The sequence below is a fragment of the Nocardia sp. 149-1B genome, from assembly GCF_057747975.1.
Genome location: NZ_CM173233.1, coordinates 3,529,626 through 3,546,584, shown reverse-complemented (window position 1 = coordinate 3,546,584; position 16,959 = coordinate 3,529,626). Strand labels below are relative to the sequence as shown.

Here is a 16,959-nt window from a genome sequence, read left to right as displayed (position 1 = left end):
TTCGGGCAGGGTGGACCCATGATCACGGTCGAAGGACTCACCAGGAAGTACGGCTCGTTCACCGCTGTGGACGACGTGAGCTTCGTCTGCCAGCCCGGACGGGTGACCGGCTTCCTCGGTCCCAACGGTGCTGGCAAGACGACCACCATGCGCGTCATGGTCGGGCTCACCCCACCCACCGCGGGTCGGGTGACCATCGGCGGCCACCTCTACAACGACATCCCCAACCCGGGCCGCCACGTCGGTGTCCTGCTCGACGCGTCCGCCCAGCACGCGGGCCGCACCGGCCGGGAGATCCTCGAGCTCGGTGCCCGCACCATGGGCCTGCCCGCCACGCGGGTCGACGAGATGCTCGAGCTGGTCTCGCTCACGCCGTCCGAGGCCAAGCGTCGGCTGCGCAACTACTCCCTCGGCATGAAGCAGCGCCTCGGCATCGCCCACGCCCTGCTGGGCGACCCGTCGGTGCTGATCCTCGACGAGCCGGCCAACGGTCTCGACCCGGCCGGCATCCGCTGGATGCGTGGCCTGCTCAAGGGCTACGCCGAGCGGGGCGGCACCGTGCTGCTCTCCAGCCACCTGCTCAACGAGGTCGAGCTGATCGCCGACGAGATGATCCTCATCGGGCACGGGCGCATCGTCGCCCAGGGCGACAAGAAGACCCTGCTGGCAGGGGCGACCCACACCGCGGCCACGTTCGTCACGGCTCTCGACAACGACGCGTTCGCCGGGATCCTCACGGCCCGCGGGCTCACGGTCGCGAGCGCGGGCGAGGGGCTGAAGGTGGAGGCCGAGCCGGTCGAGGTCGGCCGCGCCGCGGCCGAGAACGCCGTCGTGCTCGTCGACCTGCGCGCCGCCGATGGCGGCCTCGAGGACCTGTTCCTCGAGCTCACCTCCGACACCCAGCGAGAGGACGTCGCATGACCACGATCCCCGCCTCCGGCCTCGGGCACTCGCTCGACCTGTCCTCGACCACCCCGACGCCGTTCGGGCGGCTGGTGCGCGTCGAGCTGCGCAAGACCTGGGACACCCTGGCCGGCTTCTGGCTGCTGCTGTCGACGGCGATCCTCACCGCGCTGGTCATGGTGATCCAGCTCGCCGTGGGCATCACCCAGGACGACGTCTCGCTCACCTACAACAGCTTCCTGACCTCGACGAACTTCTCGATCGGCGTGCTGCTCCCCATCATCGGCATCATGCTGCTCACCAGTGAGTGGAGCCAGCGCACGGCCATGGTGACGTTCTCCCTGGAGCCGCGCCGTCCGCACGTCATCGCGGCCAAGCTCGTCGTCGGCCTGATCCTGGCGGTCAGCGCGGTGGTCATCGCCCTCGTCCTCGCCACGATCTGCAACGCGCTGTACGGCGTGCTCTCGAGCGACCCGACCGTGTGGAACGCGAGTGTCACCCACACCGGGGCCTTCGTGCTGCTGCAGGTGGTCGGCATGCTCACCGGCTTCGCGTTCGCCGCGCTGTTCCTCAACACCCCGGCCGCGATCGTGATCTACATGGTCTACTCCTTCGTGCTCCCCGGCCTGTTCGAGCTCGGTGCGCAGCTGATGAACTGGTTCGACTCGATCCGGCCCTGGGTCGACTTCAACTACGCCCAGGGCCCGCTGGCCGACGCCACGATGACCGGCAAGGACTGGGCCTACTACGCCGTCTCCGGGTTCATCTGGCTCGCGATCCCGCTCGCCGTCGGCCTCTGGCGGGTGCTGCGCGCGGAGGTGAAGTGAGGTGAGCCCCACCGCTCCGGAGCTCGCTCCTGGGCTGGGGCACGCCCTCGACCTGTCCTCGACGAGGCCGGTCCCGTTCGGGCGACTGGTCCGGGTCGAGCTGCGCAAGTCCTACGACACCCGGGCGGGCTTCTGGCTCCTGCTGTCGATCGGGCTTCTCGTCCTCGCGGCCGAGGCGATCGCTCTGGCGGTGACGACCGTCCAGGACGAGGCGATGCAGTTCGGCGACTTCGTCGGCACCGCCGCGTTCGTCACCTCGGTCCTCCTGCCCGTGCTCGGGATCATGGTGCTCACCAGCGAGTGGAGCCAGCGCACCGCGATGGTGACGTTCGCGCTCGAGCCGCGGCGCCCGCTGGTGATCGCCGCCAAGGCGCTGGTGGGCGTGATCCTGACGCTGGCCACCGTCGCGGTCTCCATCGCCATCGGGACGGTCTGCAATGTGCTCTACGGCGCCATCGAGGGCCACGTGGACTGGACGTTCGGCTGGCCCGACTTCGTGGCGTTCACGATCACCCAGGTGCTGGCGATGCTGGGCGGGTTCGCGCTCGCGGCGCTGTTCCTCAACACCGCAGCAGCCATCGTGGTCTTCTTCGTCTACAAGTGGGTGCTTCCTGGGCTCTTCGCAGTCGGGGCTGGACTGATGGGCTGGTTCAGCGACCTGCGCCCGTGGATCGACTTCCAGGTCGCTCAGGAGGCCATCTGGGACTGGTCGGGCTCGATGCGCGACTGGGCCCAGGTCGTGGTCTCCGGGTTCGTCTGGCTGGGGGTGCCGCTGGTGTGGGGCGTCTGGCGGGTGCTGCGGGCCGAGGTGAAGTAGTCACCGAGGGTTGACCGACACGTCACCTCGTGGCGGTGGGGGAGCACCCGCCGCCACGAGGCTGAGGGCATGTACCTGCGGCTGGCAGCCCTCGGTGACAGCACGACGTACGGCATCGGGGACCCGGTCCCCGGAGGTTGGCGGGGGTGGGCGCGGCTGCTGGCGGACGCGCTCGGCACGTCGTACGACGTGTCGTTCTGCAACCTGGCCGTCTCGGGTGCGACCTCGGCCAGTGTCCGCGAGGACCAGCTGGACGACGCGATCGCGCACCGCCCCGACGTCGCCTCGCTCGTCGTCGGCGTCAACGACACGATGCGCTCGGCGTGGGACCCCGCGCGGATCCGACGGGACCTGCTGACCTGCGCCGAGGGCCTCCACGCCTCGGGAGCGTTGCTGCTCACCGCACGGTTCCACGACCACGGTGCCGTGTTCGGGCTGCCCGGAGTGTTGCGCCGCCCGCTCGCCGAGCGCATCGAGGTCGTCAACCGGGTCTACGACGAGGTGCACGTGAGCTTCGGCGGCCTGCGGCTCGACCTGGCGACCCGACCGGAGGTCGCCACGCGGCGGTTCTGGTCGGTGGACCGGCTGCACCCCTCCGAGCTCGGGCACCGCGCGCTGGCCCGGGCCTACGCCGACCTGCTCATCGCCGAGGGGTTCGCGTTCTCGCCGCCCGGCCTCGAGCCGGAGGGCGGCTTCGACCCGACCTGGCGGCGCGACCTGGCCTGGATGGTCGCCGAGGGAGCGCCCTGGGTCGGACGGCGGGCGCGTGACCTGGGCCCGTGGGCGGTGCGGATGGCACTCGCCGACCGGGCTAGGGTCGCCCCATGAGTGCGCCACGTGAGGACGTGCCCCGAGCAGATGGCCGGGCCGACGACGAGCTTCGCCCGATCACGATCACCCGCCACTGGCTCGACCACGCGGCCGGGTCCGTGCTGGTGGAGTTCGGCAAGACCAAGGTCCTCTGTGCCGCGTCCGCATCCGAGGGTGTGCCGCGGTGGCGCAAGGGCTCGGGCCTGGGCTGGGTCACCGCCGAGTACGCCATGCTCCCCGCCTCCACCAACACCCGCTCGGACCGCGAGTCGGTCAAGGGCAGGATCGGCGGCCGCACCCACGAGATCAGCCGGCTGATCGGCCGGTCGCTGCGGGCGGTCATCGACTACAAGGCGCTCGGCGAGAACACCATCCAGCTCGACTGCGACGTGCTCCAGGCCGACGGCGGCACCCGCACCGCCTCGATCACCGGTGCGTACGTCGCGCTCGCTGACGCCATCGCCCACCTGCGCTCGACCGGGGCCCTCACCGGGGAGCCGCTCACCGGGTCCGTCGCCGCCGTCAGCGTGGGGATCGTCGACGGCATCCCGCGGCTGGACCTGCCCTACATCGAGGACGTGCGGGCCGAGACCGACATGAACGTCGTGATGACCGGCGACGGCAAGTTCGTCGAGGTGCAGGGCACTGCCGAAGGTGCGGCGTTCGACCGCGCCGAGCTCGACGCGCTGCTGGCGCTGGCCGAGAAGGGCTGCGCCGACCTCACCCGGCTCCAGCACGAGGCGCTGGCCCGGTGAGTGAGGCGGTGACTGACCCGGTGAGTGGTCCCCGCGTGTTCCTCGCCTCGCGCAACCGCAAGAAGATCCTCGAGATGGAGCGGATCCTCCGCGAGCACGTCCCCGGCCTGGTCGTCGTCGGCATCGATGACGTCGAGCACTACGACGAGCCGGTCGAGGACCAGCCGACGTTCGAGGGCAACGCGCTGCTCAAGGCGCGGGCCGGCCGGGCCGCGACCGGGCTGCCGTCGCTCGCGGACGACAGCGGCCTGTGCGTCGACGCGCTCAACGGCATGCCGGGCGTGCTGTCCGCCCGGTGGGCGGGCCCGCCCAAGAGCGATGCGCGCAACAACGAGCTGCTGCTCGCCCAGCTGGCCGACGTACCGGACGAACGCCGGGGCGCGCACTTCCAGTGCGCGGTCGCGTTCTGCCACGACGGCGGCGAGGAGCTCACCAGCGGGGTGATGCCCGGGCACGTGATCCACGAGGCGCGGGGGACCGGCGGGTTCGGCTACGACGTGCTGTTCGTGGCCGACGACCGCCCCGGGCTGACGACGGCTGAGCTGAGCGTCGAGGACAAGGACGCGATCTCCCACCGGGGCTGGGCGCTGCGCCGGATGGCCCCGATCGTCGCCCGGATCCTCGGATGAGCCGCCACTTCTTCATCCGTCGCAACCTGGCGCGGCTGCTGCTCAGGCTCGCCCGCTGGAGGACGGTCGGCGAGGTCCCGCGCAAGGGCATCCTGGTCGGCGCGCCGCACACGTCCAACTGGGACTGGGTGCTGACGATGCTGCTCGCCTGGGACAACAACGTGCAGATCCGGCTGCTCGTCAAGGACTCGTTCTTCAAGGGTCCGTTGGCGCCGATCATGCGGGCCAGCGGTGCGGTCGAGCTCGACCGGTCCAACCCGGGCGCCACGATCCGTGCGCTGATCGCCGACGCGGCGACCGACGAGACGTTCCTGCTCGGCATCGCCGCCGAAGGGACGCGCAGCAAGGGGGAGTACTGGAAGTCCGGGTTCTACCGGATCTCCCAGCAGACCGGCCTGCCGGTCACGCTCGCGTTCCTCGACGCCCCCACGCGCACGGTCGGCTGGGGCCCGACGTTCGAGCTCAGCGGCGACGTGTCGGCCGACATGGACCGGATCCGTGCGTTCTACGCCGACAAGCGGGGCATCAAGCCCGAGGGCACCACCGAGCCGCGCCTGCGTGAGGAGCAGTCCCGCGGGGAGTGAGTGCGCCCGGAGAGACTCGAACTCTCACTGGTCAGGACCTAAACCTGATGCCTCTGCCAATTGGGCTACGGGCGCGCGGGGTGAAGTCTCGCACGGTGCGGTCGTGACGCTGACTCGGCGCGTCTGCTCACGGTTGGGGTGTCGAGTCGGCGCGTCTGCACGCCTCAGGGGTGTCGAGTCGGCGCGTCTGCCCGTGCCAGGGGCGTCGAGTCGGCGCGTCTGCCCGTGCCAGGGGTGTCGAGTCGGCGCGTCTGCTCGTCTCGCGGGATCGACGCGCGGTGCGGCGTGGGCAGATGCGCCGACTGGGCCTGTTCTGGGCGGACATTTGCGCCGACTCGGCGATCCCGGAGCCTGCGGCGAACCGCAACCACACCGTCGGACCATCAACCCGAAGAGCGATCCCGCGGCCCGCGCGGCGACGAAGTCGACGCGCGAGACGCGGTCAGGCGCCGTTGTGGGGTTCTTCGTCGGCGTGGTTGAGCTCGAGGTCTCGGCGCAGCTTGGCGACGTGGCCGGTGGCCTTGACGTTGTACTGCGCGAGGAACACCTTGCCGTCCTCGTCGACGACCACGGTGGAGCGGATCACGCCCTCGACGGTCTTGCCGTAGAGCTTCTTCTCCCCGAAGGCGCCGTACTGGCGCAGCACGGACTTGTCGGGGTCGGAGAGCAGCGTGATCGTCAGCGCGTCCCGCTCTCGGAACTTCGCGAGCTTCTCGGGCTTGTCCGGCGAGATGCCGACGACCTCGTAGCCCGCCGCCTGCAGCGAGGCCAGGGAGTCGGTGAAGTCGCAGGCCTGCTTGGTGCACCCGGGCGTCATCGCGGCGGGGTAGAAGTACACGATCACCTTGCGGCCGAGGAAGTCGCTCAGCCCGACCTCCGCCCCGGTGTCGTCGAGCAGGGTGAACTCCGGCGCGGTGTCACCGGGGGATAGGCGCGAGGTGTCGCTCACGATGAGTAGCTCCTTGTCGCAAACAATGTGCAATAACGTAGGGTGGGCAATCACGGCCGGTCCCAACCTAGTCGCTTCCCAGGAGTGAGCATGCACGTGCCCGACGGGTTCCTCGACGCCCCGACCTCGGTGGCCACCGGCGCCGTGGCCGCGGTGGCCGTCGGGACGGCCCTCGCACGGGCTCGCCGGGAGCTCGACGACAAGACCGCTCCGATGGCGGGCCTCGTCGCCGCCTTCATCTTCGCCGTCCAGATGCTCAACTTCCCGGTGGCCTCGGGGACCAGCGGGCACCTGTTGGGCGGGGCGCTGGCCGCCGTGCTCGTCGGGCCCTGGACCGGCATCTTGTGCCTGAGCGTGGTGTTCATCGTCCAGTGCCTGCTGTTCGCGGACGGCGGCATCACCGCCCTCGGCACCAACATCACGCTGATGGGCCTGACCACCGTGGCCGTCGGCTGGCTGGTCTTCAAGGGCCTCCAGCTGGTGCTGCCCAGGCGGCTCTCGCTGGTGCCGCTGCAGGCGGGGATCGGCGCGCTCGTGTCCGTGCCGGTGGCGGCGCTGCTCTTCGTCGCGCTATACGCCGTGGGAGGTACGGCGGACATCCCGCTCGACAACCTCGCCGCGGCCATGGTCGGCGTGCACGTGCTCATCGGCATCGGCGAGGGCGCGATCACTTTCCTCGCGGTCGGGGCGATCATCGCCGTCCGACCCGACCTCGTCCACGGCGCTCGACCGCTGCTGGAGGCCCGCGAGCTGGTCATCAAGAGCGCGGGAGCGGCCGCATGAAGCGCGTCTCCACCACCTGGGTGCTCCTCGGCATCGCCGTGGTCGCGCTCCTGCTGGCCGGCGTGGTGAGTCGGTTCGCCGACCACGACCCCGATGGTCTGACGAAGGTGTCGGAGGACCACGGCTTCGCGCACACCGCGAAGACCCGTCACGGCGTCCTCGGGGGCTACGGAGGGGCGACCGGTGTCGTCGGCGTGGTGGTGGTCCTCGCCGTCGCCGGCGGGGTCGCGTACGGCGTACGCCGGCGCGGCTCGCGAGACGAGCGGTCCTGACGTGGGGGCCGGGCACGGTCACAAGCTGCACTTCCACGGGCACTCGCCGGTCCACCGCGCGCCCGCGCACCTGAAGGTGCTGGCGCTGCTGGCCTTCATGATCACCGTGGTGGCGACGCCCCGCGACTGGTACCCGGCCTTCGGCGTCTACCTGGCGCTCGTCGCCGCGGTCATCGGGCTCTCGCGGGTGCCGGTGACCTACCTCCTCAAGCGCACGGTCGTCGAGATCCCGTTCGTGTTCTTCGCGGTGCTGCTGCCGTTCGTCGCCACCGGCCCGCGGGTCGACGTCCTCGGCGTGGACGTCAGCCGGCACGGCCTCGAGGCGGGGGTCGCGCTCCTGGTCAAGGGCACGCTCGGCGTGCTCGCCAGCCTGACCCTGGCGGCGACGACCGAGCCCAACGACCTGCTGCTCGGCCTGGAGCGGCTGCACCTGCCGAACCAGCTCGTGCAGATCATGGCGTTCATGATCCGCTACCTCGACGTCGTCACGGGGGAGATGCAGCGGATGCGGATCGCGCGCGAGTCTCGTGGGTTCTCCGCCCGTGACCCGCGGCAGTGGCCGGTCCTGGCCCGGTCGGCCGGGGCGCTGTTCATCCGGTCCTACGAGCGCGGGGAGCGCGTGCACCTGGCGATGCTGTCGCGCGGCTACACCGGCAAGATGCCCCGGTGATCCACGCATGAACGCTCCCGTGCTCGACGTCCGCGGGCTCGCCTACGCCTACCCCGACGGCCACCAGGCGCTGTTCGGGGTCGACCTCCACGTCCATCGCGGTGAGCGCGTCGCGCTCCTCGGTCCCAACGGCGCGGGCAAGACCACGCTGGTGCTGCACCTCAACGGCATCCTGACCGCGGGCGCCGGCAGCGTCGCCGTGAGCGGGCTTGCCGTCGAGAAGGCCAACCTGACCGAGATCCGGCGTCGCGTCGGGGTGGTCTTCCAGGACCCCGACGACCAGCTGTTCATGGGCACGGTCCGCGCCGACGTGGCCTTCGGGCCCGCCAACCTCGGCATCCGCGGCGCCGAGCTCGACCGTCGGGTGATGAGCGCGCTCGACCAGGTCGGCATGGCGGACTTCGTCGACCGGCCCCCGCACCACCTCTCGTTCGGTCAGCGCCGGCGGGTCGCGGTGGCGACCGTGCTGGCGATGGAGCCCGAGATCCTGGTGCTCGACGAGCCCTCCTCCAACCTCGACCCGGCCTCGCGCCGCGAGCTCGCCGACATCGTGCGCGCGCTGGACGTGACGGTGCTGATGGTGACCCACGACCTCCCGTACGCGCTCGAGCTGTGCCCACGCTCGGTGGTGCTCAGCGGCGGCGCGGTGGTCGCCGACGGGGCGACGTACGACGTCCTCACCGACGAGGAGCTGATGCGGGCGCACCGGCTCGAGCTGCCGTACGGGTTCGACCCGCGGACGGTCCAGCCCCGCCCCTGACCTGGGGGGTGGGCGGTTGATAGCCTCCAACCGACACCGACGTCGGAGGAGACCCCCGTGAGCCAGGACGACCAGCTGTCCTCCCTCGAGCGCGAGATCGAGGAGACCAGGGAGCGCCTGGCGACCACGATCGACCAGCTCCTCTACCGCGCCAGCCCCAAGACGATCGTGGGTCGCGAGGTCAGCAGCATCAAGGCGCACTTCGTGGACGCCGAGACCGGCGCCCCGCGCACCGACAACATCCTCAAGGTCGCCGGCGCCGTGGTCGGCGTGGTCGCGTTCGTCGTCGTGCTCCGCAAGGTCGTCAACTAGCGCCGTGGTGTCCGACAAGACCCCCATCAAGATGCTCCACGACCGGCTGCTGGTCGAGGTCGACCGCGAGGCCGGCGAGCGCCGGTCCGCCGGCGGCATCGTGATCCCCGCGACCGCGGCGATGGGCGCCCGCCGTCTGGTCTGGTCCAAGGTCGTCGCGGTCGGGCCCAACGCCCGGTCCGTCGAGGTCGGTGACCGGGTGCTCTTCGAGCCCGAGGACAAGGCCGAGGTCGAGGTCGCGGGCGAGCTCTACGTCGTGATGCGCGAACGCGACGTCCACGCCGTCGCCGCCGAACGGGTCGGCGACCAGGCCACCGGCCTCTACCTGTAGCGCGCCCGCCCTCCATAACCTCCTCGCGTCCCGGCCCGTTGTGTCGGCATGCTCCGCCGCCTGCTCGCCGCCACCGCGGCCGCCGCCCTCGTCCCGTTGACCGGGCTCGCGCCGTCTCCGGGTGGCGCGGTCGCTGCTGCGCCCCACCCGAGTCGCTACCGCGCGACCATCGAGATCACCGCGCACGGCATCCCGCACATCACGGCCGCCGACTTCGGGTCGCTCGGCTTCGGGAGCGGGTACGCCGCGGCGCAGGACACGATCTGCACGCTCGCCGACACCCTGGTGACCGCGCGGGGCGAGCGGTCGCGCTGGTTCGGCCCGGACGCGCGCTACAACGACCAGGTCACGCTGGAGGCCTCCAACCTGCAGGTCGACGCCTTCGTCACGGACCTGCACCAGCGGCACGTGGTCGAGAAGCTGCTGCGCGACCCCGTCGCCGGGCCCGGCGCCGAGGCCAAGCAGATGGTGCGCGGCTACGTCGCGGGCGTCAACGAGTTCCTGCGTGACGAGACCGTCACCGACCCGGCCTGCCGCAACGCGCCGTACCTGAAGCCGGACGTCACCGCCCTCGACCTCTGGTACGGCGTCTACCTCGCCAACCTGCTCGCCTCCAGCGGCGTCTTCGTCAAGGAGATCGTCGACGCGGCGCCGCCCACCCCCGGCGACCCGGGCCTCCCGGAGCTGCCGGTGAAGGCCGCGCAGGTCGACCGCGATGCACTGCTCAAGGCCCTCGGCCGCGACCCCGAGTCGCCGTTCGGCTCCAACGCCACGGCCGTGGGTGGCGCGGCGAGCACCACCGGCAAGGGGATGCTGCTCGGCAACCCCCACTTCCCGTGGCGCGGGCGCTACCACTTCACCCAGCAGCAGCTGACCATCCCGGGCCGCTACGACGTCGCGGGGGCCTCGCTGGTGGGTTCACCGGCGGTGAACATCGGCTGGAACAGGGACGTCGCGTGGAGCCACACCGTCTCCACCGCCTACCGCTTCACGCCCTACGAGTACAAGACCGTCGGCCCCGGCACGACGTACCTCACCGATGCCGGACCGCAGCAGCTGATCCACGACACCGTGCAGGTGCGCGTCAAGAAGGGCGACGGCTCGCTCGGGACCGCGACCGAGGACCTCTACCGCACCCCGCTGGGCTACGTCATCGACGCGCCGGCCCAGCTGATGCCGTGGGGCCCGGCCAGCGTGTGGGCGATCCGCGACGCGAACGCCGAGCACCTGCGCACGATCGACACGTTCTTGAACATGGGCAAGGCGACCAGCGTCCGCGACCTGCTGCGCCGACAGGACGCCGGCGGCGGCATGCCCTGGGTCAACACCACGGCCGCCGACCGGCACGGCGACGTCCTGTACGCCGACCACTCGGTGGTGCCCAACGTCCCCGACGACCTCGCCCAGCAGTGCCTCACCCCGACCGGTGCCGTGCTCGACCAGGTCGCGGGCCTGCCCGGGCTGGACGGCACGTTCGCCGACTCGCGCTGCGCGTGGCGCACCGACGAGGACGCGGAGCGGCCGGGCATCTTCGGGCCGGCGAACCTGCCGATGGAGGTCCGCCGCGACTGGGTGATGAACGCCAACGACTCCTACTGGCTCCCCAACCCCGCGCAGCCGTTGGAGGGTTACGCCGGCATCATCGGCTGCGAGCGGTGCGTGCGCACCATGCGGACCCGGATGGTCTCCCACTACGTGATGGACCGGCTCGCCTCGGGGGCCAAGGAGTCCCCCCGGAGCCTGCGCGGGCACGAGCACGAGAACCGCCTGATGGCCGCCGAGGTGATGCGGGCGAACGGCGATCTCGACACCGTGTGCGCGGCGACCGGCGAGACCGAGGCCTGCCGGGTGCTGCACGACTGGGACGGGCGGTCCAACACGGACTCGGTCGGCACCCACATCTTCGAGGAGTTCGTCGCCCGGCTGCCCAGCCCTCCGGTGGACGCCGTCGACCCGGTCTGGCTCACCCAGTTCGACCCCGCTGACCCGCTGGACACGCCGCGCGACCTCAACGTCGCCAACCCCCAGGTGGTGCAGGCGATGTCGGACGCGATCTCCTCGCTGCGCGAGCGGGGCATCCCGTTCGACGCCACCTGGGGGTCGCTCCAGGTCGCCGGCGACCGGGGCGCGCCGGCGATCCCGCTCGGCGGCGGCACCGGCGACTCGGTCGGCAACGCCAACGCGCTGGCGTCTCGGTGGGCCCGGGACAACACGGACCACTACCGGCCGGTGACCTACGGCTCCTCGCACATCCAGGCGATCTCGTTCCTGCCCGGCGGCCGGGTCGACGCGCGTACGATCTTGACCTACGGCCAGTCCGAGGACCCGCGCTCGCCGTACTCCTCCGACCAGACGCGGATGTTCTCCCGCAAGCAGTGGGTGCACTTCGCGTGGACCGATGCCCAGGTACGCCGTGACCTGGTGCGCAGGTTCGTGGTGACGGGCTGACGGCCCGACGTGCCGACATGGAAGGGGCCGGCGGCCGGTGTCCCCCCTCGGACCCCGGCCGCCGGCCACCCCCACGCTCGCCGGGTCAGCGGACCCGGACGGTGAGCGCCCCCGTGGTGTCGCCCGTGGTGCTGAGCGTCTGCGACAGGGTCAGTCGATAGGTGTAGCTGCCCCGCTGGGTGAACCGCGGGAACGTGACCCGCGCGGTGCCCCGGCTCGTGGTCGGGATCGTCTTGGCGACCTGCCAGGTGCCGTTCACGTACTGCTCCAGCGTGAGCACCTCGCCGGCGGCGGCCTGGCCGACCTCGACGGCGTCGGTCGGGACCGTCGATCCGCGCCGCACGCTGACCGTGCCGGTCGTGAAGTCCTCGATCTCGGCCACCGCCTGCGGCACGTCCGGGGTCGACGGGTCGCCGTCGGTCGAGCACGCGACGTCGCCCTGCCAGTGGTAGTTGGTACCGCCCACCTGGACCCAGGTGATGTCGTACGACGACACGCCCAGGGGCCAGCTGCGGTGCGAGGTGAACGGGAACGTCGTGGTCCCGCCCCAGGTGCCCTCGTTGTTGTGGAAGTTCAGCGTCACCTGACCGTGGTCGGTCTCGACCCGGACGTTGACGTCGTTGGCCTGACCGCTCGGGATGTCCGCGGGGTAGGCGACGGTGAGGGCGCTGCACGTCGGGTCGGCGTACTTCCAGTCCCAGGTGAACGGCGTGGTGCTACCCGGGCCCGTCTCGGTCGGCCCGCCGTTGTCGCCCGGGTCCGTCGAGTCGCCCGGGTCCGTCGAGTCGCCCGGGTCCGTCGAGTCGCCCGGGTCCGTCGAGTCGCCCGGGTCCGTCGAGTCGCCCGGGTCCGTCGAGTCGCCCGGAGTCGAGCAGGGGCCGACCCAGAACACCTTCGACTTCGTGTTGTTGCCCTTCGAGCCTTCGGTCGCGGTGGTCACCTTGACGTGGTAGCCCTGGACCGGGTGCGGGTCACCGGCGAACGTGAGGGTGTAGATCTCGCGACCGTCGAGGTCGGAGTTGCCCTTGGCGGCGTCGTCCTCGAGCACGACCGAGGTCTTCCCCTGGACGCCGGTGACGGTGACGTCGTGGTCCTGGCTCTCGAAGGTGACCTCCGAGCGGGCCCGGGCGTCGAAGTTGTACCACTCCAGCGCGAACGTGCATCCGACGTGCGGGTCGTTGCTCTCGGTGCCGACCTGGTCGACCTCGGCAACCTTGATCGTGCCGTTGTTGCCACCGGCGTCTGCCATCGCGGGGGTGGCGCCGAGGGCGAGTACGGCAGGCAGTGCGGCGGCGGCCGCTGCGGCGACGAGTCGAGATCGCACGGGGTGCTCCTGGGGGGTCGGTCGGTCTGTCCAGAGGAGCGTGACACGCCGATGCGCGCTCGAACGGCCCCGTGGAGGAACCGTGCACGAGCCGTGGCGGAACCTTGCGAGTTCCTTGAGGAACTTGCGTGAGAACCGGTGTCTGCCCAGGTCAGCGCCGTCGCAGGCCACAGGTGGTCGGGCCCTCCAGGACCTCGCCGTCCGGCCCGAAGCGGGAGCCGTGGAGCGGGCAGTCCCAGCTGCGCTCGGCGTCGTTCCACCGCACGACTCCGCCGAGATGGCTGCACACCGCGGACACGGACCGCTCGACGCCGTTGGCTCGGGAGACGGCGGTCGGGGTGCCGACCCGGTCGAACCGGACCTCACCCTCGCCGTCACCGAGCGCTGCGCGCGAGGTGAGCGCACGCAGCGGACGCAGCCAGCCGGTGGTCATCTCGACGGCGACCTCCGCGTTGACGCGCGCGCTCTCGGGCAGGCCGGCGAGCTCACGCGTGCTCCACGGTTCGAACGCCGACGCCCACTCCTGGTGTCCGCCGAGGATCCGGCCGGCGAGGGCGAGCGACGCCGCCACACCGTTGGTCATGCCCCACTTGGAGTAGCCACCGGCGACCAGCAGCCCGTCGGTGCCGGGCAGGATCGGGCCGACGTACGGCAGCCCGTGGTGGGGGACGTAGTCCTGGGCGGACCAGGCGTGGGTCTCCACGGCGTCGGGGAAGAAGCCGCGAGTCCACTCGCGCAGCCCGTCGAGGTGGCTGAGCTCCGAGGTGGGGCCGCCGGTCTTGTGACCGTCGCCGCCGACCAGCAGGATGCTTCCGGTCCCGTCGGTCGTGGGTGCGTCGCGCAGCGAGCGGCTGGGGGCGTCGGCGGAGAGGTACATGCCGTCGACCGCCTGCTCCTCGGTCCGGAACGCCAGCCCGTAGGAGCGCGCGGGCTTGGCCCGGGCGAAGAACCCGCCTCGGTCGAGGATCGGCATGTTGGTCGCCAGCACGACGGTCGTCGCCGTGGCCTCGCCACGGTCCGTCACCACGGTGTACGGCGTGTGCCCCTGAACCCGCTGCACCCGGGCACCCTGCACGACCACCGCACCGTGGCTCGTGGCGTCGGCCGCGAGCGCACCCAGCAGCTCCAGCGGGTCGAGCTGGGCCTGGTCGGGCACCATCACCGCCCCGCGGACGCGGAACGGCAGGGGGAGGTCGTCGACCCAGGTCGCCTGCTCGACACCGGCACGGTGCAGTGCCTCCAGCTCCGAGCGCACCGAGCGGACGCCGGAGGCCGACGTCGCGTACGTGAACGCCGGCCGGCGCTGCAGCTCGACGTCGTGCTCGTCGCAGAACCGGACCACCCAGGCGAGCGCCTCTGCGTTGGCGTCGGCGTACTTGCGCAGCACGGACGCGGGGTGGCGGCGGGCGATCCGGGAGTAGTGCGTGCCCTGCTGGACGCTCACCTTCGCGGTGCTGCCGCCGGTGGTGCCGGCGCCGACGTGCCGGGCCTCGATCACGAGGACCGAGCGTCCGGCGCGGGCCAGCAGGCCGGCGGTGGCCAGGCCGGTGATGCCGGCGCCCACCACGATCACGTCCCACTCGCCCTCGACCAGGGCGGTGCCCGTCGTCTCGACGGGGTGGCGGTCGCGCCACACGGAGGTCAATGTCATGTCAGGCCTTCCTCTTGCCGGGGCCGCGGCGGGCGCTCAGCCGGATCGCCCGGCCGCGGCGCTCGTCGTCCTCGTCCTTGGCCTGGGCCTTCTCGATGTTGCGGTCGTCGCGGGGCGGCAGCTGGATGACGCGCTCGGCGGGCAACCCGGACTGCAGCTCGCGACCCCGCTCGAGCTCGGCGTCCAGCTCGGCGCCGAACAGCAGCGCGAGGTTGGTCAACCACACCCACAGCAGGAACGCGATCACGCCGCCGAGGGCGCCGTACGTCTTGTCATAGGAGGAGAAGTTCGCGACGTAGAAGCCGAACGCCGCGGACACCACGACCCAGGTGAGGATGGCGAGCACGGCGCCGATGCTCACCCACCGGAACCGCGGCTGCCGGACGTTGGGGGTCGCGTAGTAGAGCAGCGCGACCATCGCGACGACCGCGACCGCGATCACCGGCCACTTCGCGATGTCCCAGACCAGCTTGAGGGTCGAGCCGACCCCGAGGGCGTCACCCACCGAGTCGGCAACGGGCCCGGTGACCACCAAGGCGAACAGGACCGCCGCGGCCAGGACCACCAGCACCAGCGTCAGCAGGAGCATCATCGGGCGCAGCTTCCAGACCGGCCGGCCCTCGCGGATCTCGTAGATGCGGTTCATCGCCCGGCCGAACGCGCCGACGTAGCCGCTCGCCGACCACAGGGCGCCGGCCAGACCGAGCGCGAACGCGAGCCCCGCCGCCTGGGACCGACTGATCTCGAGCAGCGGGTCGCGCACGCTGTCGACGACGGACCCGCCGCCGAGGTCCCCGATGATGCCCAGCAGCGTCTCGACGCTGCTGGTGCCCTGGCCGACCAGCCCGAGCAGGGAGGTCAGCGCGATCGCGGCGGGGAAGACCGCGAGCACGGCGTAGTAGGTGAGCGCGGCGGCCAGGTCGGTGCACTGGTCGTCGGAGAACTCGCGCACGGTCTTGCGGGCGACGTAGAACCACGAGCGCCGGGACAGGTCGGTCGGGGAGTCGACCAGGCCCTCGTCGGGGTCACGGGCGGTGTCGAGCCGCCGGTCGGTGTCGCTGCTCATTCCTCCCGGGTGCCCCGGGACGGCCGTCGGCATGCCACGGCACCGGGGAGGAGCGGGTCAGCCGGCGCGGGTGCCGGCCTGGGCGGCGACCAGGTTCGCGAGCTCCTGCCGCCCGAGCGGGGCACCCGCGTCGGCGGCGGCGAGCAGCGCCGCGCCCAGCACCGGCGGCAGGAGCGGGGACCGGAGGTCGGAGCCGGGGACCGCGGCCCGCAGGCCGGCCTCGAACGCCGCACGGACCTCGGGCACGGAGAAGACCCCGCCCGAGTAGGACACCGGAGCGACCTCGTCCACGCCGAACCCGAGTCGCCGGTGCGTGGTCGCGACGAGGGCGACGAGCTCGTCGGCCGCCTCCCGCAAGATGCTCCGAGCGGTCGCGTCGCCGGCTCGTGCGGCCACGGCGACCGGCACGGAGAGCGCGGCCACCGACCGCCGGCGATCGGTCCACCGGTTCAGGGCCAGGTCGATCACCTCGAGGTCGTCGCTCAGCCGCAGGTGCCGGCGCAGGGCGTCCAGCAGTGGGCCGCTCTCCAGGCGGCCGTCGCTCATCCGGGAGAACGCCTGGAGCCCGCGCTGGCCGATCCAGTAGCCGGATCCCTCGTCCCCGAACAGCTCGCTCCAGCCACCGACCCGGACGCCGCGCCCGTGTCGCTCGCCGTACGTCATGGATCCGGTGCCCGCGATCACGTTGATCCCGTCGGCGCCGCCCAACGACCCGGCCCAGGCGCACACCATGTCGTTGGCGCACCGGTAGCGGACGTGGCCAAGGGCCCGCCCCACGCCTGCCTGGACGGCCGGGACGTCGGCAGGGACCTCGCCGTAGCCGGGCAGGCCGAGGAAGGCCCGGCGTACGTCGGTCGGGTCGATCCCCGCCGTGGCGCACAGCGCGGGGACCGCGGTGGTCAGCACCTCCTCCACCAGCCCCACGCCGGGGCCGTCGGGCCGGCCGAGGTAGTAGGTGCCCGGCGCGGTCGACCTAGCCAACAGGTCACCTGTGCCGGTCACCAGGCACAGCGCGGTCTTCGTGCCGCCGCCGTCGACGCCCAGGTAGATGTCCACGCCCTCAGCCTG

Annotated in this window: 19 protein-coding genes and 1 tRNA gene; 14 read left to right on the top strand and 6 right to left on the bottom strand. The window is 71.8% G+C overall.

Annotated features, from left to right (window positions below; genetic code table 11):
• Window positions 1-18: 18 nt before the first annotated feature.
• The 7 genes from AC3ANS_RS16920 to AC3ANS_RS16890 all read left to right on the top strand — a co-directional run bounded on the left by AC3ANS_RS16920 (window position 19) and on the right by AC3ANS_RS16890 (window position 5,325).
• Window positions 19-921, top strand: coding sequence for an ABC transporter ATP-binding protein (locus AC3ANS_RS16920; protein ID WP_488292742.1), 903 nt, complete (start codon window positions 19-21; stop codon window positions 919-921).
• The gene (locus AC3ANS_RS16915; RefSeq protein WP_488292741.1) at window positions 918-1,730 is read left to right on the top strand and encodes an ABC-2 transporter permease; all 813 of its coding nucleotides are present in this window, start codon (window positions 918-920) and stop codon (window positions 1,728-1,730) included. Before AC3ANS_RS16920 ends, AC3ANS_RS16915 begins: the two co-directional genes overlap by 4 nt.
• A gap of 1 nt (window position 1,731) precedes the next feature.
• A complete protein-coding gene (locus tag AC3ANS_RS16910; RefSeq protein WP_488292740.1) occupies window positions 1,732-2,547 on the top strand; it encodes an ABC transporter permease in 816 nt (271 codons plus the stop codon).
• Window positions 2,548-2,616: 69 nt separating this feature from the next.
• The gene (locus AC3ANS_RS16905) at window positions 2,617-3,375 is read left to right on the top strand and encodes an SGNH/GDSL hydrolase family protein (protein WP_488292739.1); all 759 of its coding nucleotides are present in this window, start codon (window positions 2,617-2,619) and stop codon (window positions 3,373-3,375) included.
• On the top strand, window positions 3,372-4,112 hold the full coding sequence (gene rph, locus AC3ANS_RS16900; RefSeq protein ID WP_488292738.1) for a ribonuclease PH: 741 nt from the start codon (window positions 3,372-3,374) through the stop codon (window positions 4,110-4,112). The genes AC3ANS_RS16905 and rph overlap by 4 nt, the downstream gene beginning before the upstream one ends.
• Before the next feature lie 20 nt (window positions 4,113-4,132).
• Complete coding sequence (gene rdgB, locus AC3ANS_RS16895) at window positions 4,133-4,741, top strand: RdgB/HAM1 family non-canonical purine NTP pyrophosphatase (RefSeq protein ID WP_488292737.1); 609 nt, start codon at window positions 4,133-4,135, stop codon at window positions 4,739-4,741.
• Window positions 4,738-5,325, top strand: coding sequence for a lysophospholipid acyltransferase family protein (locus tag AC3ANS_RS16890; protein WP_488292736.1), 588 nt, complete (start codon window positions 4,738-4,740; stop codon window positions 5,323-5,325). Before rdgB ends, AC3ANS_RS16890 begins: the two co-directional genes overlap by 4 nt.
• A 1-nt stretch (window position 5,326) precedes the next feature.
• On the opposite strand, the gene AC3ANS_RS16885 is transcribed toward AC3ANS_RS16890, so the two are convergent.
• Window positions 5,327-5,400: transfer RNA gene (locus AC3ANS_RS16885), tRNA-Leu, on the bottom strand.
• A 367-nt stretch (window positions 5,401-5,767) separates the two neighbouring features.
• Window positions 5,768-6,274, bottom strand: coding sequence for a thioredoxin-dependent thiol peroxidase (bcp, locus tag AC3ANS_RS16880; RefSeq protein ID WP_488292735.1), 507 nt, complete (start codon window positions 6,272-6,274; stop codon window positions 5,768-5,770).
• 90 nt (window positions 6,275-6,364) lie between these two features.
• Between bcp and AC3ANS_RS16875 the strand changes: the two genes are divergently transcribed.
• From AC3ANS_RS16875 to AC3ANS_RS16845, 7 genes are read left to right on the top strand one after another with little or no spacing between them, the layout of a single operon-like run.
• Window positions 6,365-7,057, top strand: a complete 693-nt coding sequence (locus AC3ANS_RS16875; RefSeq protein ID WP_488292734.1) for an energy-coupling factor ABC transporter permease — start codon at window positions 6,365-6,367, stop codon at window positions 7,055-7,057.
• The gene (locus AC3ANS_RS16870) at window positions 7,054-7,329 is read left to right on the top strand and encodes a PDGLE domain-containing protein (RefSeq protein WP_488292733.1); all 276 of its coding nucleotides are present in this window, start codon (window positions 7,054-7,056) and stop codon (window positions 7,327-7,329) included. The genes AC3ANS_RS16875 and AC3ANS_RS16870 overlap by 4 nt, the downstream gene beginning before the upstream one ends.
• A 1-nt stretch (window position 7,330) precedes the next feature.
• Window positions 7,331-7,999 (top strand): cobalt ECF transporter T component CbiQ, encoded by a 669-nt coding sequence (gene cbiQ / locus AC3ANS_RS16865; protein WP_488296517.1) that lies wholly within the window; start codon window positions 7,331-7,333, stop codon window positions 7,997-7,999.
• Window positions 8,000-8,006: 7 nt separating this feature from the next.
• Complete coding sequence (locus AC3ANS_RS16860; protein ID WP_488292732.1) at window positions 8,007-8,759, top strand: energy-coupling factor ABC transporter ATP-binding protein; 753 nt, start codon at window positions 8,007-8,009, stop codon at window positions 8,757-8,759.
• A 57-nt stretch (window positions 8,760-8,816) separates the two neighbouring features.
• The gene (locus AC3ANS_RS16855; protein WP_488292731.1) at window positions 8,817-9,071 is read left to right on the top strand and encodes a DUF3618 domain-containing protein; all 255 of its coding nucleotides are present in this window, start codon (window positions 8,817-8,819) and stop codon (window positions 9,069-9,071) included.
• 7 nt (window positions 9,072-9,078) lie between these two features.
• Window positions 9,079-9,402, top strand: a complete 324-nt coding sequence (locus AC3ANS_RS16850; protein WP_488292730.1) for a GroES family chaperonin — start codon at window positions 9,079-9,081, stop codon at window positions 9,400-9,402.
• Between the two features lie 48 nt (window positions 9,403-9,450).
• Entirely contained in the window at window positions 9,451-11,850 is a 2,400-nt protein-coding gene (locus tag AC3ANS_RS16845) for a penicillin acylase family protein (RefSeq protein ID WP_488292729.1), read from the top strand.
• Window positions 11,851-11,935: 85 nt separating this feature from the next.
• Here the strand turns inward: AC3ANS_RS16845 and AC3ANS_RS16840 are convergent, their stop codons facing one another.
• The 4 genes from AC3ANS_RS16840 to AC3ANS_RS16825 all read right to left on the bottom strand — a co-directional run bounded on the left by AC3ANS_RS16840 (window position 11,936) and on the right by AC3ANS_RS16825 (window position 16,947).
• Window positions 11,936-13,174, bottom strand: coding sequence for a hypothetical protein (locus tag AC3ANS_RS16840; RefSeq protein WP_488292728.1), 1,239 nt, complete (start codon window positions 13,172-13,174; stop codon window positions 11,936-11,938).
• A 151-nt stretch (window positions 13,175-13,325) separates the two neighbouring features.
• On the bottom strand, window positions 13,326-14,825 hold the full coding sequence (locus tag AC3ANS_RS16835; protein WP_488292727.1) for an FAD-dependent oxidoreductase: 1,500 nt from the start codon (window positions 14,823-14,825) through the stop codon (window positions 13,326-13,328).
• Between the two features lies 1 nt (window position 14,826).
• On the bottom strand, window positions 14,827-15,891 hold the full coding sequence (locus AC3ANS_RS16830; protein WP_488292726.1) for a YihY/virulence factor BrkB family protein: 1,065 nt from the start codon (window positions 15,889-15,891) through the stop codon (window positions 14,827-14,829).
• 57 nt (window positions 15,892-15,948) lie between these two features.
• Window positions 15,949-16,947 (bottom strand): BadF/BadG/BcrA/BcrD ATPase family protein, encoded by a 999-nt coding sequence (locus tag AC3ANS_RS16825; protein ID WP_488292725.1) that lies wholly within the window; start codon window positions 16,945-16,947, stop codon window positions 15,949-15,951.
• Window positions 16,948-16,959 lie beyond the last annotated feature (12 nt).